A 17,135-nucleotide genomic window follows, 5' to 3' on the forward strand; every position below is an offset into this window, starting at 1 on the left:
GATAAACCCTTTATAGTACGTGATTTTTTATAAATGAAGTATACACTTCTTTAATTGTGTCTTTGGAGGCGAAAGGTAAAAAAGGTTTGTTTGAACTTTCTATAAATTTTGTTAAAGTTGGAGACAAGGCTTCAGACCCTGCTACTATTGCATCTGAATGCATAATTGAAACCTTCATTAAGTTTTCATAAGTAGGCGAAACTAAATCCGAAACAGCTTCATTAGTAATATTATCAAACAATACTTTGTTGATGAATTCTTTGTCTAACTCTCCTTCAAAACCTTGGTCATAAACCGATGAAATAATCTTTGTTTCTGCAAAAATACCTTCATCTTTATAATAATGTTTTAAATAAACTGGCAACATTGCTGCCATCCATCCATGTACATGAATTACATCGGGCACCCAATTTAATTTTTTAACTGTTTCTACTACTCCTTTAGCAAAGAAAATAGCTCGTTCATCGTTATCTGGATATAACACACCTTCTTCGTCTGAAAAAGTTGCTTTACGCTTGAAATACTCATCATTATCAATAAAATAAACTTGAATTCGCTCTTTTGGAATTGAAGCAACTTTAATAATTAGAGGCATATCCATATCATTCACCACCAAGTTCATTCCTGATAAACGGATAACTTCATGCAATTGATGTCTTCTTTCGTTAATATTACCATATCTAGGCATAAAAATTCGTATTTGTCCACCTAAATCATTAATCATTTTTGGCATTTCATACGATTGTAACGACACTTCATTTTCAGCTAAATAAGGCACCACTTCAGATGATACATACAATATCCTCTTGTCTTCCATAATGTATTCTAGTTAATTATTGTTTTAAAAAACCTTGCAAAATTACAAAATTTTATGGATTTATCCACTAAAATAGTAAGTTTGCACTTGAAATAACAAACATTAAAATGCTTATTTTTAATAAAAAGTCAGATTTAAGTGCCTTTTTAAGCCCTTTTATCAACCAAAACAAATCCATTGGTTTTGTTCCTACTATGGGAGCACTTCATGAAGGACACTTATCTTTACTGAAAAACTCACTTTCGGAAAACGACATAACAGTAATGAGTATTTTTGTCAATCCTACCCAATTTAACAATGCCGAAGATTTGGATAAATATCCAAGAACTTTAGAACGAGATGTGCAAATTATGCAAGCATTAAGCAATTCAATTATTGTATACGCTCCTGAAGTAGAAGATATTTATGAAGGTAATACCGTTTCTGAAAATTTTGAATACGACGGGCTGGAAAATCAAATGGAAGGCAAACATAGACCAGGCCATTTTGATGGTGTGGGAACAATTGTCAAAAGATTGTTTGAAATTGTTCAACCTAATAAAGCCTATTTTGGAGAAAAAGATTTTCAACAACTTCAAATTGTGAAAAAATTAGTTTCAAAATACAATATTCCAGTAGAAGTTATTGGTTGCCCAATTCATAGAGAACCAAACGGATTAGCCATGAGTTCAAGAAACGAAAGACTATCCGCCATCGCGAAAGAAAAAGCAGCTATTATATACCAAATACTGAGTGATGCAAAAAAGTTATTTCAAACAAATTCAGCCGAGGAAACCATTTTATTTGTAGAAAACGAATTCAAAAAACATACAGAATTTCAATTAGAATATTTTGAAATTGCCGATGAAGCAACACTTTTACCCGTTTCTGAAAAAGAAAACGACAAAAATTATCGTGGTTTTATCGCAATTTTTATTGAGAATATTAGATTAATTGATAATATTTCACTAAATTAATTACCTTTGCATCATGCAAATTCAAGTAGTAAAATCAAAAATTCATAGAGTAACCGTTACGGGTGCTGATTTGAATTATATAGGTAGTATCACCATTGACGAAGCGTTAATGGAAGCTTCTAACATTATCGAAGGCGAAAAAGTGCAAATCGTTAACATCAATAATGGTGAACGACTTGAAACATATGCCATTAAAGGCCCTAGAAACACTGGAGAAATCACTTTAAATGGGCCTGCAGCTCGCAAAGTTCACAGAGGAGATATTATCATTATTATTTCTTATGGGATTATGGATTTTGAGGAAGCCAAAAAATTCAAGCCTACATTAGTTTTTCCTAACGAAAAAGACAACTCTTTAACTTAGTTTGAAAGTAAATATTAGAAATTTTTTTAGCCTTTCTATCCCGCTATTAATTGGGCTAGCAATTATCTATTATCAGTACACTACACTTACTCATGAGGAATTAGAAAAAATAAAAATCAGCTTCTTAAAGGCCGATTATTTTTATATATTTCTCTCCCTTTTTATTGCGCTTTTTGGGTATTGGTCAAGAGCTTATCGTTGGAAATTTTCTCTACAACATTTAGGATATAAAACACATTTTCGAAACGACCTAATGACCGTTTGTGTTTCTTATTTAGTTAATTTAACCATTCCTCGTTCAGGAGAAATATCTAGAGCAGCCTTATTAAAAAAATACGAAAACGTACCATTTGACAAAGGTTTTGGAACTATTGTAGCCGAAAGAATTGTTGATTTATTAATTTTTCTATTATTCGTGGTTATTGCCTTTGTTTTGCAATTTGAAAAACTTTATAAGTTTTTAATTGATAAACTACCCTTAGAAAAAATAATCTATTTACTAGTAGGCGGTTTTGTAATTTTTGTGATTTTTGTTTTTGTTTGGATTTATGCTGAATGGAAAATTATTAATAAATTAAAACAAAAACTATCTGGCTTAATAGAAGGAATGACGAGTATTTTAAAAATGAAAAACAAATGGAACTATATTTTTCATTCCTTTTTTATATGGCTATCCTATCTTTTAATGTTTTATGTAACCATTTTTGCTTTGCCAGAAACAGCCAACATAGGCTTTGATGTTGTTATTATGGGATTTATTTTTGGCAGTTTAGCAGTAGGTTTTACTAATGGCGGCATTGGAGCTTACCCCTTAGCCATTGCTCTAATTTACTCTTTATATGGAATTCCAAATGATGTTGGAGTAGCCTTTGGTTGGTTAGTATGGACCTCACAAACCCTTTTAACTATATTTTTAGGCTTAGTATCATATTTACTTTTACCTATTTTAAATAAAAAATAAATTAGTAAATTGCTACTCTTTTAAACTAACTATTTTCTCATGAAAAAATTTTTATTGCTAATTCTGTTAGCAACTACAAGTCTTTTTGCACAACGTATCCCCGAATCGATTGAAACAAAAAAAATAGGAACAAGAAGTTTTACAGTGGTAACACCGCCTTCTTATGAATCAAATCCTGAAAAAAATTATCCCACTTTAGTTCTATTAGATGGTGAATATTTATTGGATCCATTTGAAGGAATTTTAAAATATGGTAGCTATTGGGACGATTTGCCAGAAATGATAATTATTGCCATTGATCAAAATAATGGCGAAACTCGTTTTAAAGATAGCGAATTTGATGAAGCTGGATTTCCTTCTGGTTCAGGCGCAAATTTTTTCGAATTCATTGGGGTTGAATTATTACCATATGTAGAAAAAAAATACCGTACACTGCCTTTTAGAATGATTAGTGGTCATGACACAACTGCTGGATTTTTAAATTTTTACTTATACAAAGACAACCCGATTTTTAATGCATATATTTCTCTAGCTCCAGAAATGGCCCCAGAAATGGAGAAACGAATTGCAGATCGTTTAACAAAAATAACAAAACCTATATTCTACTATCAAGCAACAGGTGAAGGTGATTTAAAAGAAATCAACGAAAAAGCAGCAGAACTAGATGCAAATATCAAAGCCATTCCAAACGCTACTTTTAAATATCAAAACGATGCTTTTAAAGGCGCTTCTCACTATTCATTAGTAGCTAAAGCTGTTCCAAATGCGATTTATTTCATCTTTGACGGCTACCAACCCATTTCAATGGTGGAATTTCAAGATAAAATTTTAAAATTAGAAGCGGGTTATACCGACTATTTAATTGCTAAATATGATGAATTAGAAAAACGATTTGGTCTTAAACTGAAACCAAGATTGTCAGATTTCAAAGCTATTGAAGCTGCTATTTTAAAAAACAAAGCATACAATGAATTACAAACTTTAGGAGAATATGCCGACAAACATTACCCAAAAACAATCTTAGGAACCTATCACCAAGCTTTGTATTTTGAAAAAACAGGTAATTTTAAAAAAGCTGTAAAAACATATCAAAGAGCCTTTACTTTAGAGTCAATTCGTGAGTTAACAAAAGATTATATGTTGAACCGTGCAGAAGCGCTAAAAGGAAAAGAAGACAAACCATCGGAAGAAGCACCAGCAGAAGTTCCTGCTGAAACTCCTACAGAAGAACCAACTGAAAAAAAGGAATAAAACAAAATGAGTAAAGTAAAAACGGCTTTCTTTTGCCAAAATTGTGGCACCCAATATTCAAAATGGCAAGGACAATGTAATGCTTGCAAAGAATGGAATACCATTGTAGAAGAATTGGTTCAAAAAGAAGAAAAAGTAGCTTGGAAAACCACGAGTGCTACTTCAAAAGCCGCTACCAAACCTTTACTGATTAAAGAAATAGATACCGCACAAGAAATCCGATTGAACACGACTGATAACGAGTTGAATCGGGTTTTGGGTGGCGGATTGGTTCCGGGTTCCTTAACTTTGTTAGGTGGTGAACCAGGAATTGGAAAAAGTACATTGCTCTTGCAAATTGCTTTGAAATTACCTTATAAAACCCTTTATGTTTCGGGAGAAGAAAGCCAAAAGCAAATTAAAATGCGTGCTGAACGTATTACTTCGAATGGCGATAATTGCTACATATTAACCGAAACCAAAACTCAAAATATCTTCCGTCAAATATTGGAAATTGAACCCGATATCGTCATTATCGATTCGATTCAAACGTTGCACACGGATTATATTGAATCGTCTGCGGGAAGTATTTCTCAAATTAGAGAATGCACGGCTGAATTGATTAAATATGCCAAAGAATCCAATGTGCCTGTTTTATTAATTGGACACATTACGAAAGATGGAACTATTGCCGGACCCAAGATTTTGGAACACATGGTCGATACCGTTTTACAATTTGAAGGCGATAGAAATCACGTGTATAGAATTTTACGTTCGTTAAAAAACCGTTTTGGTTCTACTGCTGAGTTAGGTATTTACGAAATGCAAGGTTCTGGCTTACGCGAAGTCGACAATCCGTCTGAGATTTTAATTTCTCACAAAGACGAGCAACTTTCAGGAACGGCAATTGCCACGACTTTAGAAGGCATGCGTCCGTTAATGCTAGAAATTCAAGCTTTGGTAAGCACCGCTGTTTATGGAACACCACAACGCAGTACCACAGGTTACAACGCTAAACGCTTAAACATGATTTTAGCTGTTTTAGAAAAACGTGCGGGCTTTAGATTAGGCACCAAAGACGTGTTCTTAAACGTAACAGGGGGAATTTCAGTAGAAGACACCGCGATTGATTTAGCCGTTGTTGCTGCTATTTTATCTTCAAACGAAGACATTGCCATAGCAGAAGGTTTTTGCTTTGCCGGAGAAGTAGGGCTTTCAGGCGAAATTAGACCCGTTAACCGCATTGAACAACGCATTCAAGAAGCCGAAAAATTAGGATTTACCACCATTTTTGTTTCGAAACACAACAAAATTTCCTTAAAAAATACGGGAATTAAAATTGTTTTAGTAGCAAAGATAGAAGATGTGGTGAGTGAGTTGTTTGGGTAGGAATTATTTTTTTACATATTCCAAAATATCAGCTGGTTGACAATCTAATATTTCACAAATTGCTTCTAACGTAGTCAACCGAATTGCCTTTGCTTTCCCTGTTTTTATAATGGATAAATTAGCTGTTGTTATGCCCAGCTTTTCTGCTAATTCAGCCGAACGCATTTTTCTTTTTGCTAACATAACATCTAAATTGATGATGATTGGCATAATTAAAAAGTTAAATCGTTTTCTTCTTTTAAGTGTTTTGCAATGACAAAAACTTCACTCAAAACTAAGAAAAACAAACCTAATGAAAACAGCAAAACAAAAGGATTCAATCCTAAACTCAATGAAATATTATTTTTTACTATTTCAAGAATGAAATTAGGAATTCCACCTAACAAAGCAGATAAAATAATAACAAACCCTAATCTCTTCATTAGAATTACAATTTCCAGATCAAAAATAATTTTCAATTGAAACAAACGCAATAATTTTCTAAATAGAAACAAACCGTAAATAATAAGTGAAGCTGAAATACATAAAAACCCAAAAAGTACTTTAGTTCTTAAATCAACCACTTCTAAAATAGTGCCATTAACTTTAATTGGAACATCAAGAGGTTCACTATCAATAACTACCATAACAATAAAAAACAATAAAAATGGAATCGTAATCAACATGGTAATCCAAACAAAATCGACAATACCTTTCAAAAAATTTAATTTTCTCATCTCTTTAAAAATATTAAGTTCGAGACAAAAATATAAAAAATTATTGTTTTACAATAATAAAACATTAAATTTTGATAATTTTTTAATTTGTGAAGTTAAAAATAAATAGACCTGACAGGTTTTTGAAACTTGTCAAATTTTAAATTGCGCTATCGTTGCGGTGATATACCCGAGTGGTCGGGTATCAATCACAATTACCCTCAATTCTTTCATATGCTCCCTTTGCGCCAAGCTCTCCAGCCCTAGAAAAATCTAAACAAGCAGAATCTTTTTGGCCAAGTAAAATTTTTATTTCGCCCCTTAATTTATAAAAAATACCGTTTTTATCATCTATCTTGATAGCTTCATTAACATCAATTATTGCAGCATTTAAGTTATTCATAGCGACTTTTGGATAAGCTCTTTCATAATAAGCTAATGCTATTATTTTGAATGTATCTGGATTAATATTTTTTTCAGACAAAGTGTAATCCTTTAACAATTCTATCGTTTTTGTTATATCTAATATTGCTCCTCTATAATCTTTTAATCTATCTTTAGACATCCCTCTAAATAAATAATACGTGCCTAATAAAGTAGGATATTTTTCTTTATCAATAGCATTCGTAAAATCAACAACGGCTCCTTTATGATCTCCATTCTCAAGTTTTTGCTTCCCTAATGAAAATGACTCTTCTGCTGTTTGACCTAAAGAATTGACACTATAAAACGCTAACAAAATCAATATTAATAATCTCATGTTTTTGATTGTAATAATTATATAAAAACAAATCTAATAAATTTTTAAATCCCCTCCAACAACTCCAACGCCTTATTCACACTTTTCACATTATCAAAAGTCAGTAATAAACGTAAGCCGTTTTTGGTTTCTTTTTCTTTGATTTTACAAACATTGCCGTTGCGTTGGGCAAATTGTAGCACTTTCATGAAACGGTTACTTTGGTAAAAATCACTTTGTTGGTCGCCAATGAAATACCCTACCATTTTGCCTTGTTTCATTAGTAAACGTTCAATTCCCATGGCGGTGGCTTTCCATTTGATACGCACACTATTTAGTAATGCAATGGCTGGTTTTGGCAACGCTCCAAATCGGTCAATTAGTTTTTGTTCAAATTGTTGCAACGTAGCTTCGTCTTTAATTTGGCTCAACTCGTTGTATAAATTCAAACGTTCGGTAATGTTGTTGATGTACTCATCTGGGAACAGCAATTCGAAATCGGTATCAATTTGAATGTCTTTGACAAACTCTTTGGTTTCAATGTCGTTTTCTTCTTGGTATAAATCTTTGAACTCGTTTTCTTTCAACTCGTCAATGGCTTCGTTCATGATTTTTTGGTAGGTATCAAAGCCAATTTCGTTAATAAAACCACTTTGTTCACCACCTAATAAATCACCTGCACCACGAATTTCCAAATCCTTCATCGCAATATTGAAACCGCTTCCTAATTCGCTAAATTGTTCCAAAGCCGTAATACGCTTTTGCGCTTCACCTGTCATCATCGAATACGGTGGTGTAATGAAATAACAAAACGCTTTTTTATTACTTCTTCCCACACGACCCCGCATTTGGTGCAAATCAGACAAGCCGAAATTATTGGCATTATTGATAAAAATAGTATTCGCATTCGGCACATCTAAACCACTTTCAATAATGGTGGTTGCGACCAAAACGTCAAATTCGCCTTCCATGAAAGCCAACATCAATTCTTCAAGTTTTTTTCCATCCATTTGACCGTGACCGATACCGACTTTTGCTCCTGGCACCAAACGTTGAATCATTCCGGCTACTTCCTTGATGTTTTCAATTCGGTTATTGATGAAAAACACTTGGCCTCCACGCTGAATTTCATACGAAATCGCATCACGAATGGCTTCTTCGTTAAAACGAATCACGTGCGTTTCAATAGGATAACGATTGGGCGGAGGTGTTGTAATTACCGATAAATCGCGCGCTGCCATCAACGAAAACTGCAACGTTCTCGGAATTGGAGTGGCGGTTAACGTCAACGTATCGACATTCGTAGCAATAGTTTTTAATTTGTCTTTTACGTTGACTCCGAATTTCTGTTCTTCGTCGATAATCAACAAACCTAAATCTTTGAACACGACATTTTTATTCACCAATTGATGTGTGCCAATCAAAATATCAACTTTCCCTTCTTGTAATTTTTGAAGCGTATCGGCTTTTTGTTTCGCCGTTCTAAATCGGTTCACATAACTTACCGTTACGGGCATATCTTTCAAACGTTCCGAAAACGTGCGGTAATGTTGGTATGCTAAAATAGTCGTTGGCACTAAAACCGCGACTTGTTTTCCATTATCCACCGCTTTAAAAGCCGCACGAATAGCTACTTCTGTCTTTCCGAAACCAACATCGCCACATACTAATCGGTCCATCGGACGCTCGTTTTCCATATCCGCTTTTACATCAGCTGTAGCTGTGATTTGGTCGGGCGTATCTTCGTAAATGAACGAACTTTCTAATTCTTTTTGCAAATAACTATCGGGTGAAAACTGAAAACCTTTGTCTAATCTTCGCTTTGCATACAACTGAATTAGGTTGAACGCAATGTGTTTTACCCGTGCTTTTGTTTTTTGTTTTAGGGTTTTCCAGGCGTTACTTCCCAATTTGTAAATCTTAGGAGGTGCGCCATCTTTCCCATTGTATTTTGAGATTTTATGCAGCGAATGAATGCTCACATATACAATATCGTTATCGGCATAGACCAATTTTATGGCTTCTTGCGTTTTGCCTTCCACCTGAATTTTTTGTAAACCACCAAACTTTCCAATTCCGTGATCAATGTGCGTAACATAATCACCCACCGACAAAGAAGTTAATTCTTTTAACGTAATGGTTTGCTTCTTTGAATAACCATTTTTGATGGAAAACTTATGATAACGTTCAAAAATTTGATGATCGGTGTAACACGCAATTTGATTTTCTTCATCGATAAATCCTTCAAACAATGGCAACACCATGGCTTTATACTGCTTGCGAACACTTTCAGAATTTTCGGCATCAATATCTTCAAAAATATCATGAAAGCGACTCGCCTGATTTTCATTAGAACAACACAAATAATTTTTGTAACCGTTGAAATGATTCTCGCTCAAATTGTTCAACAACAAATCGAATTGTTTATTGAACGAAGGTTGCGGTTGTATATGAAATTCGACTTTTTTATCCGTTTTAAAAACAGCATTAGCCTGCAATTCAATTACTGAAAAATCCAGTGCACGTTTTAAAAACTGCTTTTGATTTAAAAATAAATCTTCGGGTGGCACGTGTTGAATATCTTTGGATAATTTATCGAAAGCTTCATTGGCTTTGTCGAATAATTTATCCAATTGTTGTCCTAATAATTCGGTATTTTGAAAAATTAAAACCGTTTTTTCGTTGATATAATCCAAGAAACTTTCGCGGTTTTCTTGCAGTAATTTATTTTCAACATTTGGGATAATCGATATCTTTTTCAGTTTTTCAATCGATAATTGTGTTTCGACATCAAAACTTCGGATGCTGTCGATTTCGTTGCCAAAAAATTCGATTCGGTACGGATTATCATTGGAAAACGAAAACACATCAATAATTCCACCACGAACGGAAAATTCGCCCGGTTCAGTAACAAAATCTACTCGTTTGAAATTGTATTCAAAAAGTGTTTCGTTAATAAAATCAATGGACAATTTGTCTTCCACAGATAGTTTCAACGTGTTTTTCTCTAATTCTTTTCGGGTAACGACTTTCTCGAAAATGGCTTCGGCATACGAAACAATGATGGCTGGTTTTTTGCGCGAATTGATTCTGTTTAGCACTTCAGCTCGAAGCAACACATTTGCGTTATCGGTTTCTTCAATTTGGTACGGTCTTCGGTACGAACTTGGGTAAAAAAGCACGTCTTCGGCATTAATTAATTGCTCCAAATCGTTTAAATAATACGCCGCTTCTTCTTTATTACTGAATAAAATCAGGAACGGAAGTTCGGATTTTTTAAACAGTGAATGTGCCGCAAAAGACAACGACGAGCCAACCAAACTAGTCATTTGAGACTTTTGGCGCGCTGCGAATGTACTTTCTAAAATGGCAATCTTTGATGACTTATCGTAAATGGATATAATGTCGGACTTGCTCAAAATGTACTATTTTATTTTGTTTGAATTTTCCATTTTTTTTCGCATCTCATCTGGATTAGCATTTCGAGCTGTATCCAATGCTTGCAACATGAGCTCTTCTCCAATTTCTTTTGGAATGGCTTTTTTTATGATGATTTCATCCCATTGTTTATATAAGCCCTTTATCTCTTCGTTAATTTCAGGGATTAATTTCGCGATTTTTTGCTCAGGAATAATTCTTAAATTCAAAAAGGTTTCTAACGATTTTAACTTTGTATTTAATGTTGTTATTCTACTTAAAATTTGTGGTTTATTATATTCAAAAGGAATGGTAATGGATAAAGTATCTGCTTTTGAAGCTAAATTTTTGGTTTTCATTTGAAAAGCTGATAAGGTAGATTTTGGTTTTTGAAGCATTTCAATTTCAAACTGTCTCCATTCGTTCCATCGATCTAAAGTGGCTTCAACTTCTGGTCTTGGAGTTGGAAAATTAAATTGCCACATTTTGGAAATATTTTTAAAAACGGCTTCATTTTTTTGTGCTACTTTTTGTGCTTCTAATTCTTGTTTTGAATCATTCTCACAAGCCATTAAACCTAAAGTTAAAACCAACATTGTTATAATTAAACCTTTCATTATCTTAATTTAAAAAACAAAGGTACAAATGTTTACAAAATTTAAGTACTAATCTAATAATATCTTAACAGTGCTTTGATAGGCAATTACTTGGTATTTTAATAATTCTCATTTTATGCGTTCATTTTTATGAAATACGAACTGAATTGTGGTTTTTACTTAAAATATAATAAAAAAAGGGCTTTTCGATTCGTACGAAAACGTTATATTTGTTACCTCTTTATTCTATCAAATGGACACGAAAATTTTAATAATTGGTGCTTGTGGTCAAATAGGTACCGAACTTACAGCAAAACTTAGAGCTACTTATGGCGTTGATAATGTAATTGCTTCAGATATCAGAAAACTGAATAACGATGTGGTGAATAACGGCATTTTTGAGGTAATAAATGCTTTAGATTATAATCAAATTGAGCACTTAATTGAGCAATATCAGATTACTGATGTGTATTTAATGGCGGCATTGCTTTCGGCTACCGCTGAGAAAAACCCAGCTTTTGCATGGGATTTGAATATGAATTCGTTGTTTCATGTTTTAAATTTAGCCAAAGCAGGAAAAATCAAGAAAATTTTCTGGCCTTCGAGTATTGCGGTTTTTGGACCTACAACTCCAAGATACAACACGCCACAATACACAATAATGGAACCTTCAACAGTTTACGGAATTTCGAAGCAAACAGGAGAAAGATGGTGCGAATATTATCACAATCAGTATGGTGTAGATGTTAGAAGTATTCGTTATCCTGGCTTAATTAGTTGGAGTACTGAAGCTGGAGGTGGCACTACCGATTATGCAGTTGACATCTATCACAAAACGCTAACTGATGGGAAATTTACTAGTTTTTTATCAGAAAACACCGAGTTACCAATGATGTATATGGATGACGCAATCAAAGCTACTATTGGCATTATGCAAGCGCCATCAGAACAAATTAAAATACGTTCTTCTTATAATTTGGCAGCGATGAGTTTTACTCCAAAACAAATAGGCGAAGAAATCAAAAAACACTATCCAAATTTTGAATTAAGTTACACCCCCGATTTCCGTCAAAAAATTGCAGACAGCTGGCCTGCTAGTATTGACGACACTTCAGCAAGAGAAGATTGGGGATGGAAAAATGATTTTACCATTGAAAATATGACTGTTGATATGTTTCAAAACCTAAAAGTGCATATTTATAAAAAATAATTATTTCTTAAAATTATTCATAAAAGCGTCTTCTATAGGCGCTTTTATTTTTACCACCTCATCCGTATTTTCATTAGGAATAGTCATCGAAAGTACATAGTGCTTAATTTTCCATTGTCCGTTTTCTTGAACTAAAACCCCAGAGCCTCTGCAAATTTTCATTTGTGTGTTTAACAATTCGTCAAACCAAGCCGTTTTTCCATCCTTACTAAAATAAATATTACGCTCAATGGCTTTAAAATTCCACGCTTTGCCTTTGTCAAAATAAGGTTTAGCAAAATCTTGAAATTGTTTTTTGTTCCAATTTTCTGTGGCATCTGTTCCAATAAAAATAGATTCTTCTGCCATTGCATCGAAATACGCTTCGTAATTTGCCGCGGCAGCAGCTTTGTGCCAATTGTCTATAATTTCCATAACATTTTGTTTTTTTGATTGATTTTTTTCTTCACATGGTTTGCAAGAGAAAGCTAGAATTGCTAGGAGTAAGATGGTTAGTTTTTTCATAATTGTTTCGTTTTTCCCCTCCTTTGGGGGGGTGCCTGAAAGGCGGGGTGGTTATTAAATATCTTTATATTCTGAAATAATAAATTGTTCTAAATCTTTCATAATATTCTCAGCATCAAATAACATTTTTGTCGTTGATATTATGAAAACTTTTAAACCTAAATCTTTAAGATAAGTTTCTCTTTTCTCATCATATTCTTCTTGGAAATTATGAATTTCTCCATCAATTTCAACTACTAAACCGAGTGCTTTAACATAAAAATCTACAATGTAGTTACCAATAATTCTTTGTCTGTCAAAATCGATATTCCAAAAGGATTTATTTCTCACTTCTTTCCAGAACACGACTTCGGAAAAATTTCCTGCTTTTCTGAGTGCTTTTGCTCTACCTTTTAAAGAAGCATTATGAGGTAAATTTAAAACAAAATTTTTCTTAATTGGAATATTATGAATTATGGTTAAGATTTCTTCTTGCATTTATTCCGTTTTAATTCAACCTAAAAACCACCCCGCCTTTCAGGCACCCCTCCAAAGGAGGGGAAACATCTAAATTATAAAATATTAATTACAACTGTTTTTACATTTACAAATTCTTTTATTCCGTCTTTTGCTAATTCTCTTCCATATCCAGATTTTTTTATTCCACCGAATGGTAATCTTGGATCGGATTTTACCATTTCGTTGATAAAAACAGCACCTTCATTAAAAGCTGAAATCTTTGTTTTAATAAAATCAATATCTTGAGTAAAAACGGAAACACCCAAACCAAATTCCGATTGATTACTTAATTCGATGGCTTCTACAATGGTTTTGAAAGTCATTATTGCTGCCACAGGACCGAATGTTTCTTCATTAAAAACTGGCATTTCTGTTGTTACTTCTGTCAAAATTGTAGGTTCATAAAAAGCATCTTTTCGGTTTCCACCAACAAGTAACTTTGCTCCCATTTGAATAGATTTTTGAACTTGGATTTCTAATTCTTCGGCTAAATCAACTCGTGCCAAAGAACCTATTTGCGTTGCTTTATCTAACGGATTTCCAGTTTTTAAGTTTTGGATCGCTACTTTGAATTTAGCTACAAATTCTTCTGCGATAGTTTCATGAACTAAAAATCGTTTCGCGGCAATACAACTTTGACCTGCGTTTTGCATTCGGGCATTGACAGCTGTTGCTACTGCTTTTTCTAAATTGGCATCTTCTAAAATAATGAAAGCATTGCTTCCCCCCAATTCTAAAACGCACTTTTTTAAATGTTTTCCAGCTTCGCCAGCAACTGCAATTCCAGCTTGTTCGCTTCCTGTTAAAGAAACAGCTTTAATAATTGGATTTGCTATGACTTTTGCTACTTCGATACTCGGGATTGGTAAATCTTGATAACACCCTTTTGGAAAACCAGCTTGCTCAAAAATCGATTGAATTAATTCGGCAGATTTTGGAACGTTACTCGCATGTTTAACCACAATTGTATTTCCTGCGATAATTGTTGGAACCGCAAATCGAAAAACTTGCCAAAAAGGAAAATTCCATGGCATTACGCCTAAAATTACTCCTAAAGGTTCGTAGGTAACAAAACTTTCTGTCGCCTCAGTTTTTATGTTTTTTGTGGATAAAAATGATTCAGCATTTTCGAAATAATAATTACACAAAAGCGCACATTTTTCAACCTCAGCAATTGCTTGCGAAATAGGTTTATGCATTTCGGTAGTGATGCAAGTTGCGTATTCTTCTTTGTTTTCTAAAAGTAGTTGAGCTAATTGTGGCAAAAAAGAAATTCGGTTTTGAATGCTCAAATTACGCCAAGAAAGCTGAATGTTTTCTGAAACTTTTAAAAGATTTTGCATGCTGAAAGGTTTTTGTAAAAATACTAATTTTAATTGAAAATGAGGTTTGCGTTAGGGATTGTAGTGAAAATCCTTTTCTTATAAAATTACAAGACTTTATAAGAAATGATTGCAAAGGAAAGCCCGACTCGCTAAAGCGGAGTAACGCCCAAATTCAAAAGGAAATGATATCTTTGTAATGTATTTACAACTTAAATAAAATGGAAGATTGTTTTGAAACCTTAATTTCGAGTTATTTGGATTCGAAAGTGGGCATTGTGGAACATTTTGTATCGGAAGAATTGGCACAACACTTGGTAAATAGATTGTTTGAACTGAAAGAACAAAATTTATTGAAAGCCGCTGGAATAGGAAATGCCGCAAAATTAACGCAGAATTCAGCGATTAGAAATGATGCGATTTATTGGTTAGACCGAGCAAATAATAATGCACATGAAAATGCTTTTTTTGACCAAGTGGATGCTTTTGTGTCGTATTTAAACCGCAGTTGTTATACTGGAATTACAGGTTATGAATTTCATTTTGCTTTGTTTGACAAAGGCAGTTTTTACCGAAAACATTTAGATCAATTCCAAGATAATTCGAGCCGACAATTTTCGATGATTACCTATTTGAATGAGAATTGGCAACCCGAAGACGGTGGTGAATTGTGTATTTATGATGGTGATATAACTCAAAAAGTAGCTCCAACGAATCGAAAAACAGTTTTTTTTAAGAGCAATGAATTAGTCCATGAAGTTTTAGAAAGCCACAAACCTCGATTGAGCGTTACGGGTTGGTTGAGACGAGATTAAAATAAAAAAACCGATACAATTTGTATCGGTTTTTTGTTGCTCCCCCTCTTGGGCTCGAACCAAGGACCCTCTGATTAACAGTCAGATGCTCTAACCAACTGAGCTAAGGAGGAATCACCTCAAAGGTTTATATTGTTGCTTAAAAGTTTGCTCCCCCTCTTGGGCTCGAACCAAGGACCCTCTGATTAACAGTCAGATGCTCTAACCAACTGAGCTAAGGAGGAAGTTGTATATCTTTTAAGCGAGTGCAAATATAAACTGATTTTTTGTTATCGCAAATTATTTTATTGAAAAAATTATAAAAGTTTATCCACTACTAATTGGTAAATATCTTTTCCGAAAGTTAAAGCCATTAGTGTCAATAAGATAATCATTCCTGCAGTTTGAACATATCCTGCCGCTTTGTCGGATAATTTTTTACCTGTAATCATTTCAACTATCGTAAATAAAGCATGTCCACCATCTAATCCAGGAATTGGTAATAAGTTCATAAATGCCAATCCAATTGAGAATAAAGCGGTGAAATTCCAAATAAATTCCCAGTTCCAAGTATCTGGTAAACGACGTGCAATTCCAATAGGGCTTTGAACATGCTTGTAAGCTTCTGTTTTTGGTCGTAATATTAATTTGAACTGTTTTACATTATAAACTAATAGTGACCAAGATTCTTTTACTGCCGCAGGAACTGCTTGACCAAACGATAATTGATTATTTACTTCATAATCTAACTTATCTAGAGCTTTGTTAATGAAACCTAATTTTCCTTCTTTATCTACTTTAGCTTTCAGTTCAACTATTTGAGATCCTCTCAAAACAGATAATGAAATGCTGTCATTTTTATGTTTAGAAATTCGTTCTTTAAACTCATCATAATAGGTAAATGCCGTTCCGTTTAAAGCTTTTATTTTATCCCCTTTTTTTAAACCTGCAACATCAGCAGCCGATTTTGGAACAACTGAATCTACTACGGTATTTGAAAAACGAGGCCCAACAAACTCTTTTCCTTCTTTACTAATGATTTCACCTTTCATTTCGTCAGTCAAAATCACCTCAACCTTTTCTCCATTTCGCTCAACTTCTACTTTATCACCTAATAAAACATCTAAAGTCATTCGGTTAAAATTAGGTTGGTGTTTTCCATCAACTGAAAGAATTTTATCTCCGTTTCTAAAACCTGCTTTCTGACCTACTTCGCCAAAAGCTAATCCATTTTCTTGAATTTTTGCCGTTGAAATAAATTTTTGACCTACGGTTGAGTACATAATTGTAAAAATCAGCCACGCCAAAATTACATTCACAATAATTCCACCTAACATAATAATCAAACGTTGCCAAGCTGGTTTTGAACGAAATTCCCATGGCTCTGCAGGTGCATTCATTTGTTCTGTATCCATACTTTCATCAATCATTCCTGAAAGCTTTACATAACCTCCTAATGGCAACCATCCGATTCCCCATTCTGTTTCACCAATTTTCTTTTTTACCAAAGAAAAACCAGCATCCATAAACAAATAAAATTTCTCTACACGTACCTTAAACATCTTGGCTGTAATGTAGTGACCAAATTCGTGAAGAATAACTAAAACGGATAATATGAATAATATTTGTGCTACTTGAATCAT

Annotated in this window: 17 protein-coding genes and 2 tRNA genes; 7 read left to right on the forward strand and 12 right to left on the reverse strand. The window is 33.7% G+C overall.

Annotated features, from left to right (window positions below; genetic code table 11):
• Positions 1-10 precede the first annotated feature (10 nt).
• Positions 11-817, reverse strand: a complete 807-nt coding sequence (locus tag RSE15_RS07575) for a glycogen/starch synthase (RefSeq protein WP_324067185.1) — start codon at positions 815-817, stop codon at positions 11-13.
• Positions 818-924: 107 nt separating this feature from the next.
• On the opposite strand from RSE15_RS07575, the gene panC reads away from it, so the two are divergent.
• Genes panC through radA form a run of 5 tightly spaced genes read left to right on the forward strand, consistent with a single transcriptional unit; the run spans position 925 to position 5,717 of the window.
• Positions 925-1,773 carry a pantoate--beta-alanine ligase gene (gene panC, locus RSE15_RS07580; protein WP_324067187.1) on the forward strand — a complete coding sequence of 283 codons (849 nt, stop codon included), beginning with the start codon at positions 925-927 and terminating at the stop codon, positions 1,771-1,773.
• 13 nt (positions 1,774-1,786) lie between these two features.
• Positions 1,787-2,137: an aspartate 1-decarboxylase gene (gene panD / locus RSE15_RS07585; protein WP_026725939.1), complete on the forward strand. Its 351-nt coding sequence runs from the start codon at positions 1,787-1,789 to the stop codon at positions 2,135-2,137.
• A 1-nt stretch (position 2,138) separates the two neighbouring features.
• The gene (locus RSE15_RS07590; protein WP_324067191.1) at positions 2,139-3,098 is read left to right on the forward strand and encodes a lysylphosphatidylglycerol synthase transmembrane domain-containing protein; all 960 of its coding nucleotides are present in this window, start codon (positions 2,139-2,141) and stop codon (positions 3,096-3,098) included.
• Positions 3,099-3,137: 39 nt separating this feature from the next.
• On the forward strand, positions 3,138-4,349 hold the full coding sequence (locus RSE15_RS07595) for an alpha/beta hydrolase (protein WP_324067193.1): 1,212 nt from the start codon (positions 3,138-3,140) through the stop codon (positions 4,347-4,349).
• Between the two features lie 6 nt (positions 4,350-4,355).
• Positions 4,356-5,717, forward strand: coding sequence for a DNA repair protein RadA (gene radA, locus RSE15_RS07600; RefSeq protein WP_133608740.1), 1,362 nt, complete (start codon positions 4,356-4,358; stop codon positions 5,715-5,717).
• A gap of 3 nt (positions 5,718-5,720) precedes the next feature.
• Here the strand turns inward: radA and RSE15_RS07605 are convergent, their stop codons facing one another.
• From RSE15_RS07605 to RSE15_RS07625, 5 genes are all read right to left on the reverse strand, one after another.
• Positions 5,721-5,927, reverse strand: a complete 207-nt coding sequence (locus tag RSE15_RS07605; RefSeq protein ID WP_250580626.1) for a helix-turn-helix domain-containing protein — start codon at positions 5,925-5,927, stop codon at positions 5,721-5,723.
• 2 nt (positions 5,928-5,929) lie between these two features.
• Positions 5,930-6,433 (reverse strand): DUF2975 domain-containing protein, encoded by a 504-nt coding sequence (locus RSE15_RS07610; RefSeq protein WP_324067195.1) that lies wholly within the window; start codon positions 6,431-6,433, stop codon positions 5,930-5,932.
• A 184-nt stretch (positions 6,434-6,617) separates the two neighbouring features.
• Complete coding sequence (locus RSE15_RS07615; protein WP_324067197.1) at positions 6,618-7,172, reverse strand: tetratricopeptide repeat protein; 555 nt, start codon at positions 7,170-7,172, stop codon at positions 6,618-6,620.
• A 44-nt stretch (positions 7,173-7,216) separates the two neighbouring features.
• On the reverse strand, positions 7,217-10,480 hold the full coding sequence (gene mfd, locus RSE15_RS07620) for a transcription-repair coupling factor (protein WP_324070434.1): 3,264 nt from the start codon (positions 10,478-10,480) through the stop codon (positions 7,217-7,219).
• Between the two features lie 96 nt (positions 10,481-10,576).
• A complete protein-coding gene (locus RSE15_RS07625) occupies positions 10,577-11,185 on the reverse strand; it encodes a hypothetical protein (RefSeq protein WP_324067200.1) in 609 nt (202 codons plus the stop codon).
• Positions 11,186-11,417: 232 nt separating this feature from the next.
• Here RSE15_RS07625 and RSE15_RS07630 point away from each other — a divergent pair, with 232 nt between their 5' ends.
• Entirely contained in the window at positions 11,418-12,374 is a 957-nt protein-coding gene (locus tag RSE15_RS07630) for an NAD-dependent epimerase/dehydratase family protein (protein ID WP_324067202.1), read from the forward strand.
• Here the strand turns inward: RSE15_RS07630 and RSE15_RS07635 are convergent, their stop codons facing one another.
• The 3 genes from RSE15_RS07635 to RSE15_RS07645 all read right to left on the reverse strand — a co-directional run bounded on the left by RSE15_RS07635 (position 12,375) and on the right by RSE15_RS07645 (position 14,719).
• Entirely contained in the window at positions 12,375-12,878 is a 504-nt protein-coding gene (locus RSE15_RS07635; protein ID WP_324067204.1) for a nuclear transport factor 2 family protein, read from the reverse strand.
• A gap of 54 nt (positions 12,879-12,932) precedes the next feature.
• Positions 12,933-13,355, reverse strand: coding sequence for an endonuclease domain-containing protein (locus RSE15_RS07640; protein ID WP_324067207.1), 423 nt, complete (start codon positions 13,353-13,355; stop codon positions 12,933-12,935).
• 74 nt (positions 13,356-13,429) lie between these two features.
• On the reverse strand, positions 13,430-14,719 hold the full coding sequence (locus tag RSE15_RS07645) for an NAD-dependent succinate-semialdehyde dehydrogenase (RefSeq protein WP_324067208.1): 1,290 nt from the start codon (positions 14,717-14,719) through the stop codon (positions 13,430-13,432).
• Between the two features lie 200 nt (positions 14,720-14,919).
• Between RSE15_RS07645 and RSE15_RS07650 the strand changes: the two genes are divergently transcribed.
• Positions 14,920-15,513: a 2OG-Fe(II) oxygenase gene (locus tag RSE15_RS07650; protein WP_324067210.1), complete on the forward strand. Its 594-nt coding sequence runs from the start codon at positions 14,920-14,922 to the stop codon at positions 15,511-15,513.
• A 39-nt stretch (positions 15,514-15,552) separates the two neighbouring features.
• On the opposite strand, the gene RSE15_RS07655 is transcribed toward RSE15_RS07650, so the two are convergent.
• The 3 genes from RSE15_RS07655 to rseP form a co-directional block, all read right to left on the reverse strand.
• Positions 15,553-15,626, reverse strand: a tRNA-Asn gene (locus RSE15_RS07655).
• Positions 15,627-15,663: 37 nt separating this feature from the next.
• Positions 15,664-15,737, reverse strand: a tRNA-Asn gene (locus RSE15_RS07660).
• Positions 15,738-15,809: 72 nt separating this feature from the next.
• Positions 15,810-17,135, reverse strand: a complete 1,326-nt coding sequence (rseP, locus tag RSE15_RS07665) for an RIP metalloprotease RseP (protein ID WP_324067212.1) — start codon at positions 17,133-17,135, stop codon at positions 15,810-15,812.

It is taken from the genome of Flavobacterium sp. (assembly GCF_035195345.1).
Lineage (GTDB): Bacteria > Bacteroidota > Bacteroidia > Flavobacteriales > Flavobacteriaceae > Flavobacterium.

Bases quoted from the DNA above. Each gene is read 5' to 3' on its own strand.
- RSE15_RS07615 (WP_324067197.1), bottom strand. From the start codon at position 7,172: ATGAGATTATTAATATTGATTTTGTTAGCGTTTTATAGTGTCAATTCT.
- RSE15_RS07595 (WP_324067193.1), top strand. From the start codon at position 3,138: ATGAAAAAATTTTTATTGCTAATTCTGTTAGCAACTACAAGTCTTTTT.
- mfd (WP_324070434.1), bottom strand. From the start codon at position 10,480: ATGACTAGTTTGGTTGGCTCGTCGTTGTCTTTTGCGGCACATTCACTG.
- RSE15_RS07645 (WP_324067208.1), bottom strand. From the start codon at position 14,719: ATGCAAAATCTTTTAAAAGTTTCAGAAAACATTCAGCTTTCTTGGCGT.
- RSE15_RS07650 (WP_324067210.1), top strand. From the start codon at position 14,920: ATGGAAGATTGTTTTGAAACCTTAATTTCGAGTTATTTGGATTCGAAA.
- RSE15_RS07635 (WP_324067204.1), bottom strand. From the start codon at position 12,878: ATGAAAAAACTAACCATCTTACTCCTAGCAATTCTAGCTTTCTCTTGC.
- panC (WP_324067187.1), top strand. From the start codon at position 925: ATGCTTATTTTTAATAAAAAGTCAGATTTAAGTGCCTTTTTAAGCCCT.
- RSE15_RS07630 (WP_324067202.1), top strand. From the start codon at position 11,418: ATGGACACGAAAATTTTAATAATTGGTGCTTGTGGTCAAATAGGTACC.
- RSE15_RS07575 (WP_324067185.1), bottom strand. From the start codon at position 817: ATGGAAGACAAGAGGATATTGTATGTATCATCTGAAGTGGTGCCTTAT.
- panD (WP_026725939.1), top strand. From the start codon at position 1,787: ATGCAAATTCAAGTAGTAAAATCAAAAATTCATAGAGTAACCGTTACG.
- radA (WP_133608740.1), top strand. From the start codon at position 4,356: ATGAGTAAAGTAAAAACGGCTTTCTTTTGCCAAAATTGTGGCACCCAA.
- rseP (WP_324067212.1), bottom strand. From the start codon at position 17,135: ATGATTCAAGTAGCACAAATATTATTCATATTATCCGTTTTAGTTATT.
- RSE15_RS07605 (WP_250580626.1), bottom strand. From the start codon at position 5,927: ATGCCAATCATCATCAATTTAGATGTTATGTTAGCAAAAAGAAAAATG.
- RSE15_RS07625 (WP_324067200.1), bottom strand. From the start codon at position 11,185: ATGAAAGGTTTAATTATAACAATGTTGGTTTTAACTTTAGGTTTAATG.
- RSE15_RS07610 (WP_324067195.1), bottom strand. From the start codon at position 6,433: ATGAGAAAATTAAATTTTTTGAAAGGTATTGTCGATTTTGTTTGGATT.
- RSE15_RS07640 (WP_324067207.1), bottom strand. From the start codon at position 13,355: ATGCAAGAAGAAATCTTAACCATAATTCATAATATTCCAATTAAGAAA.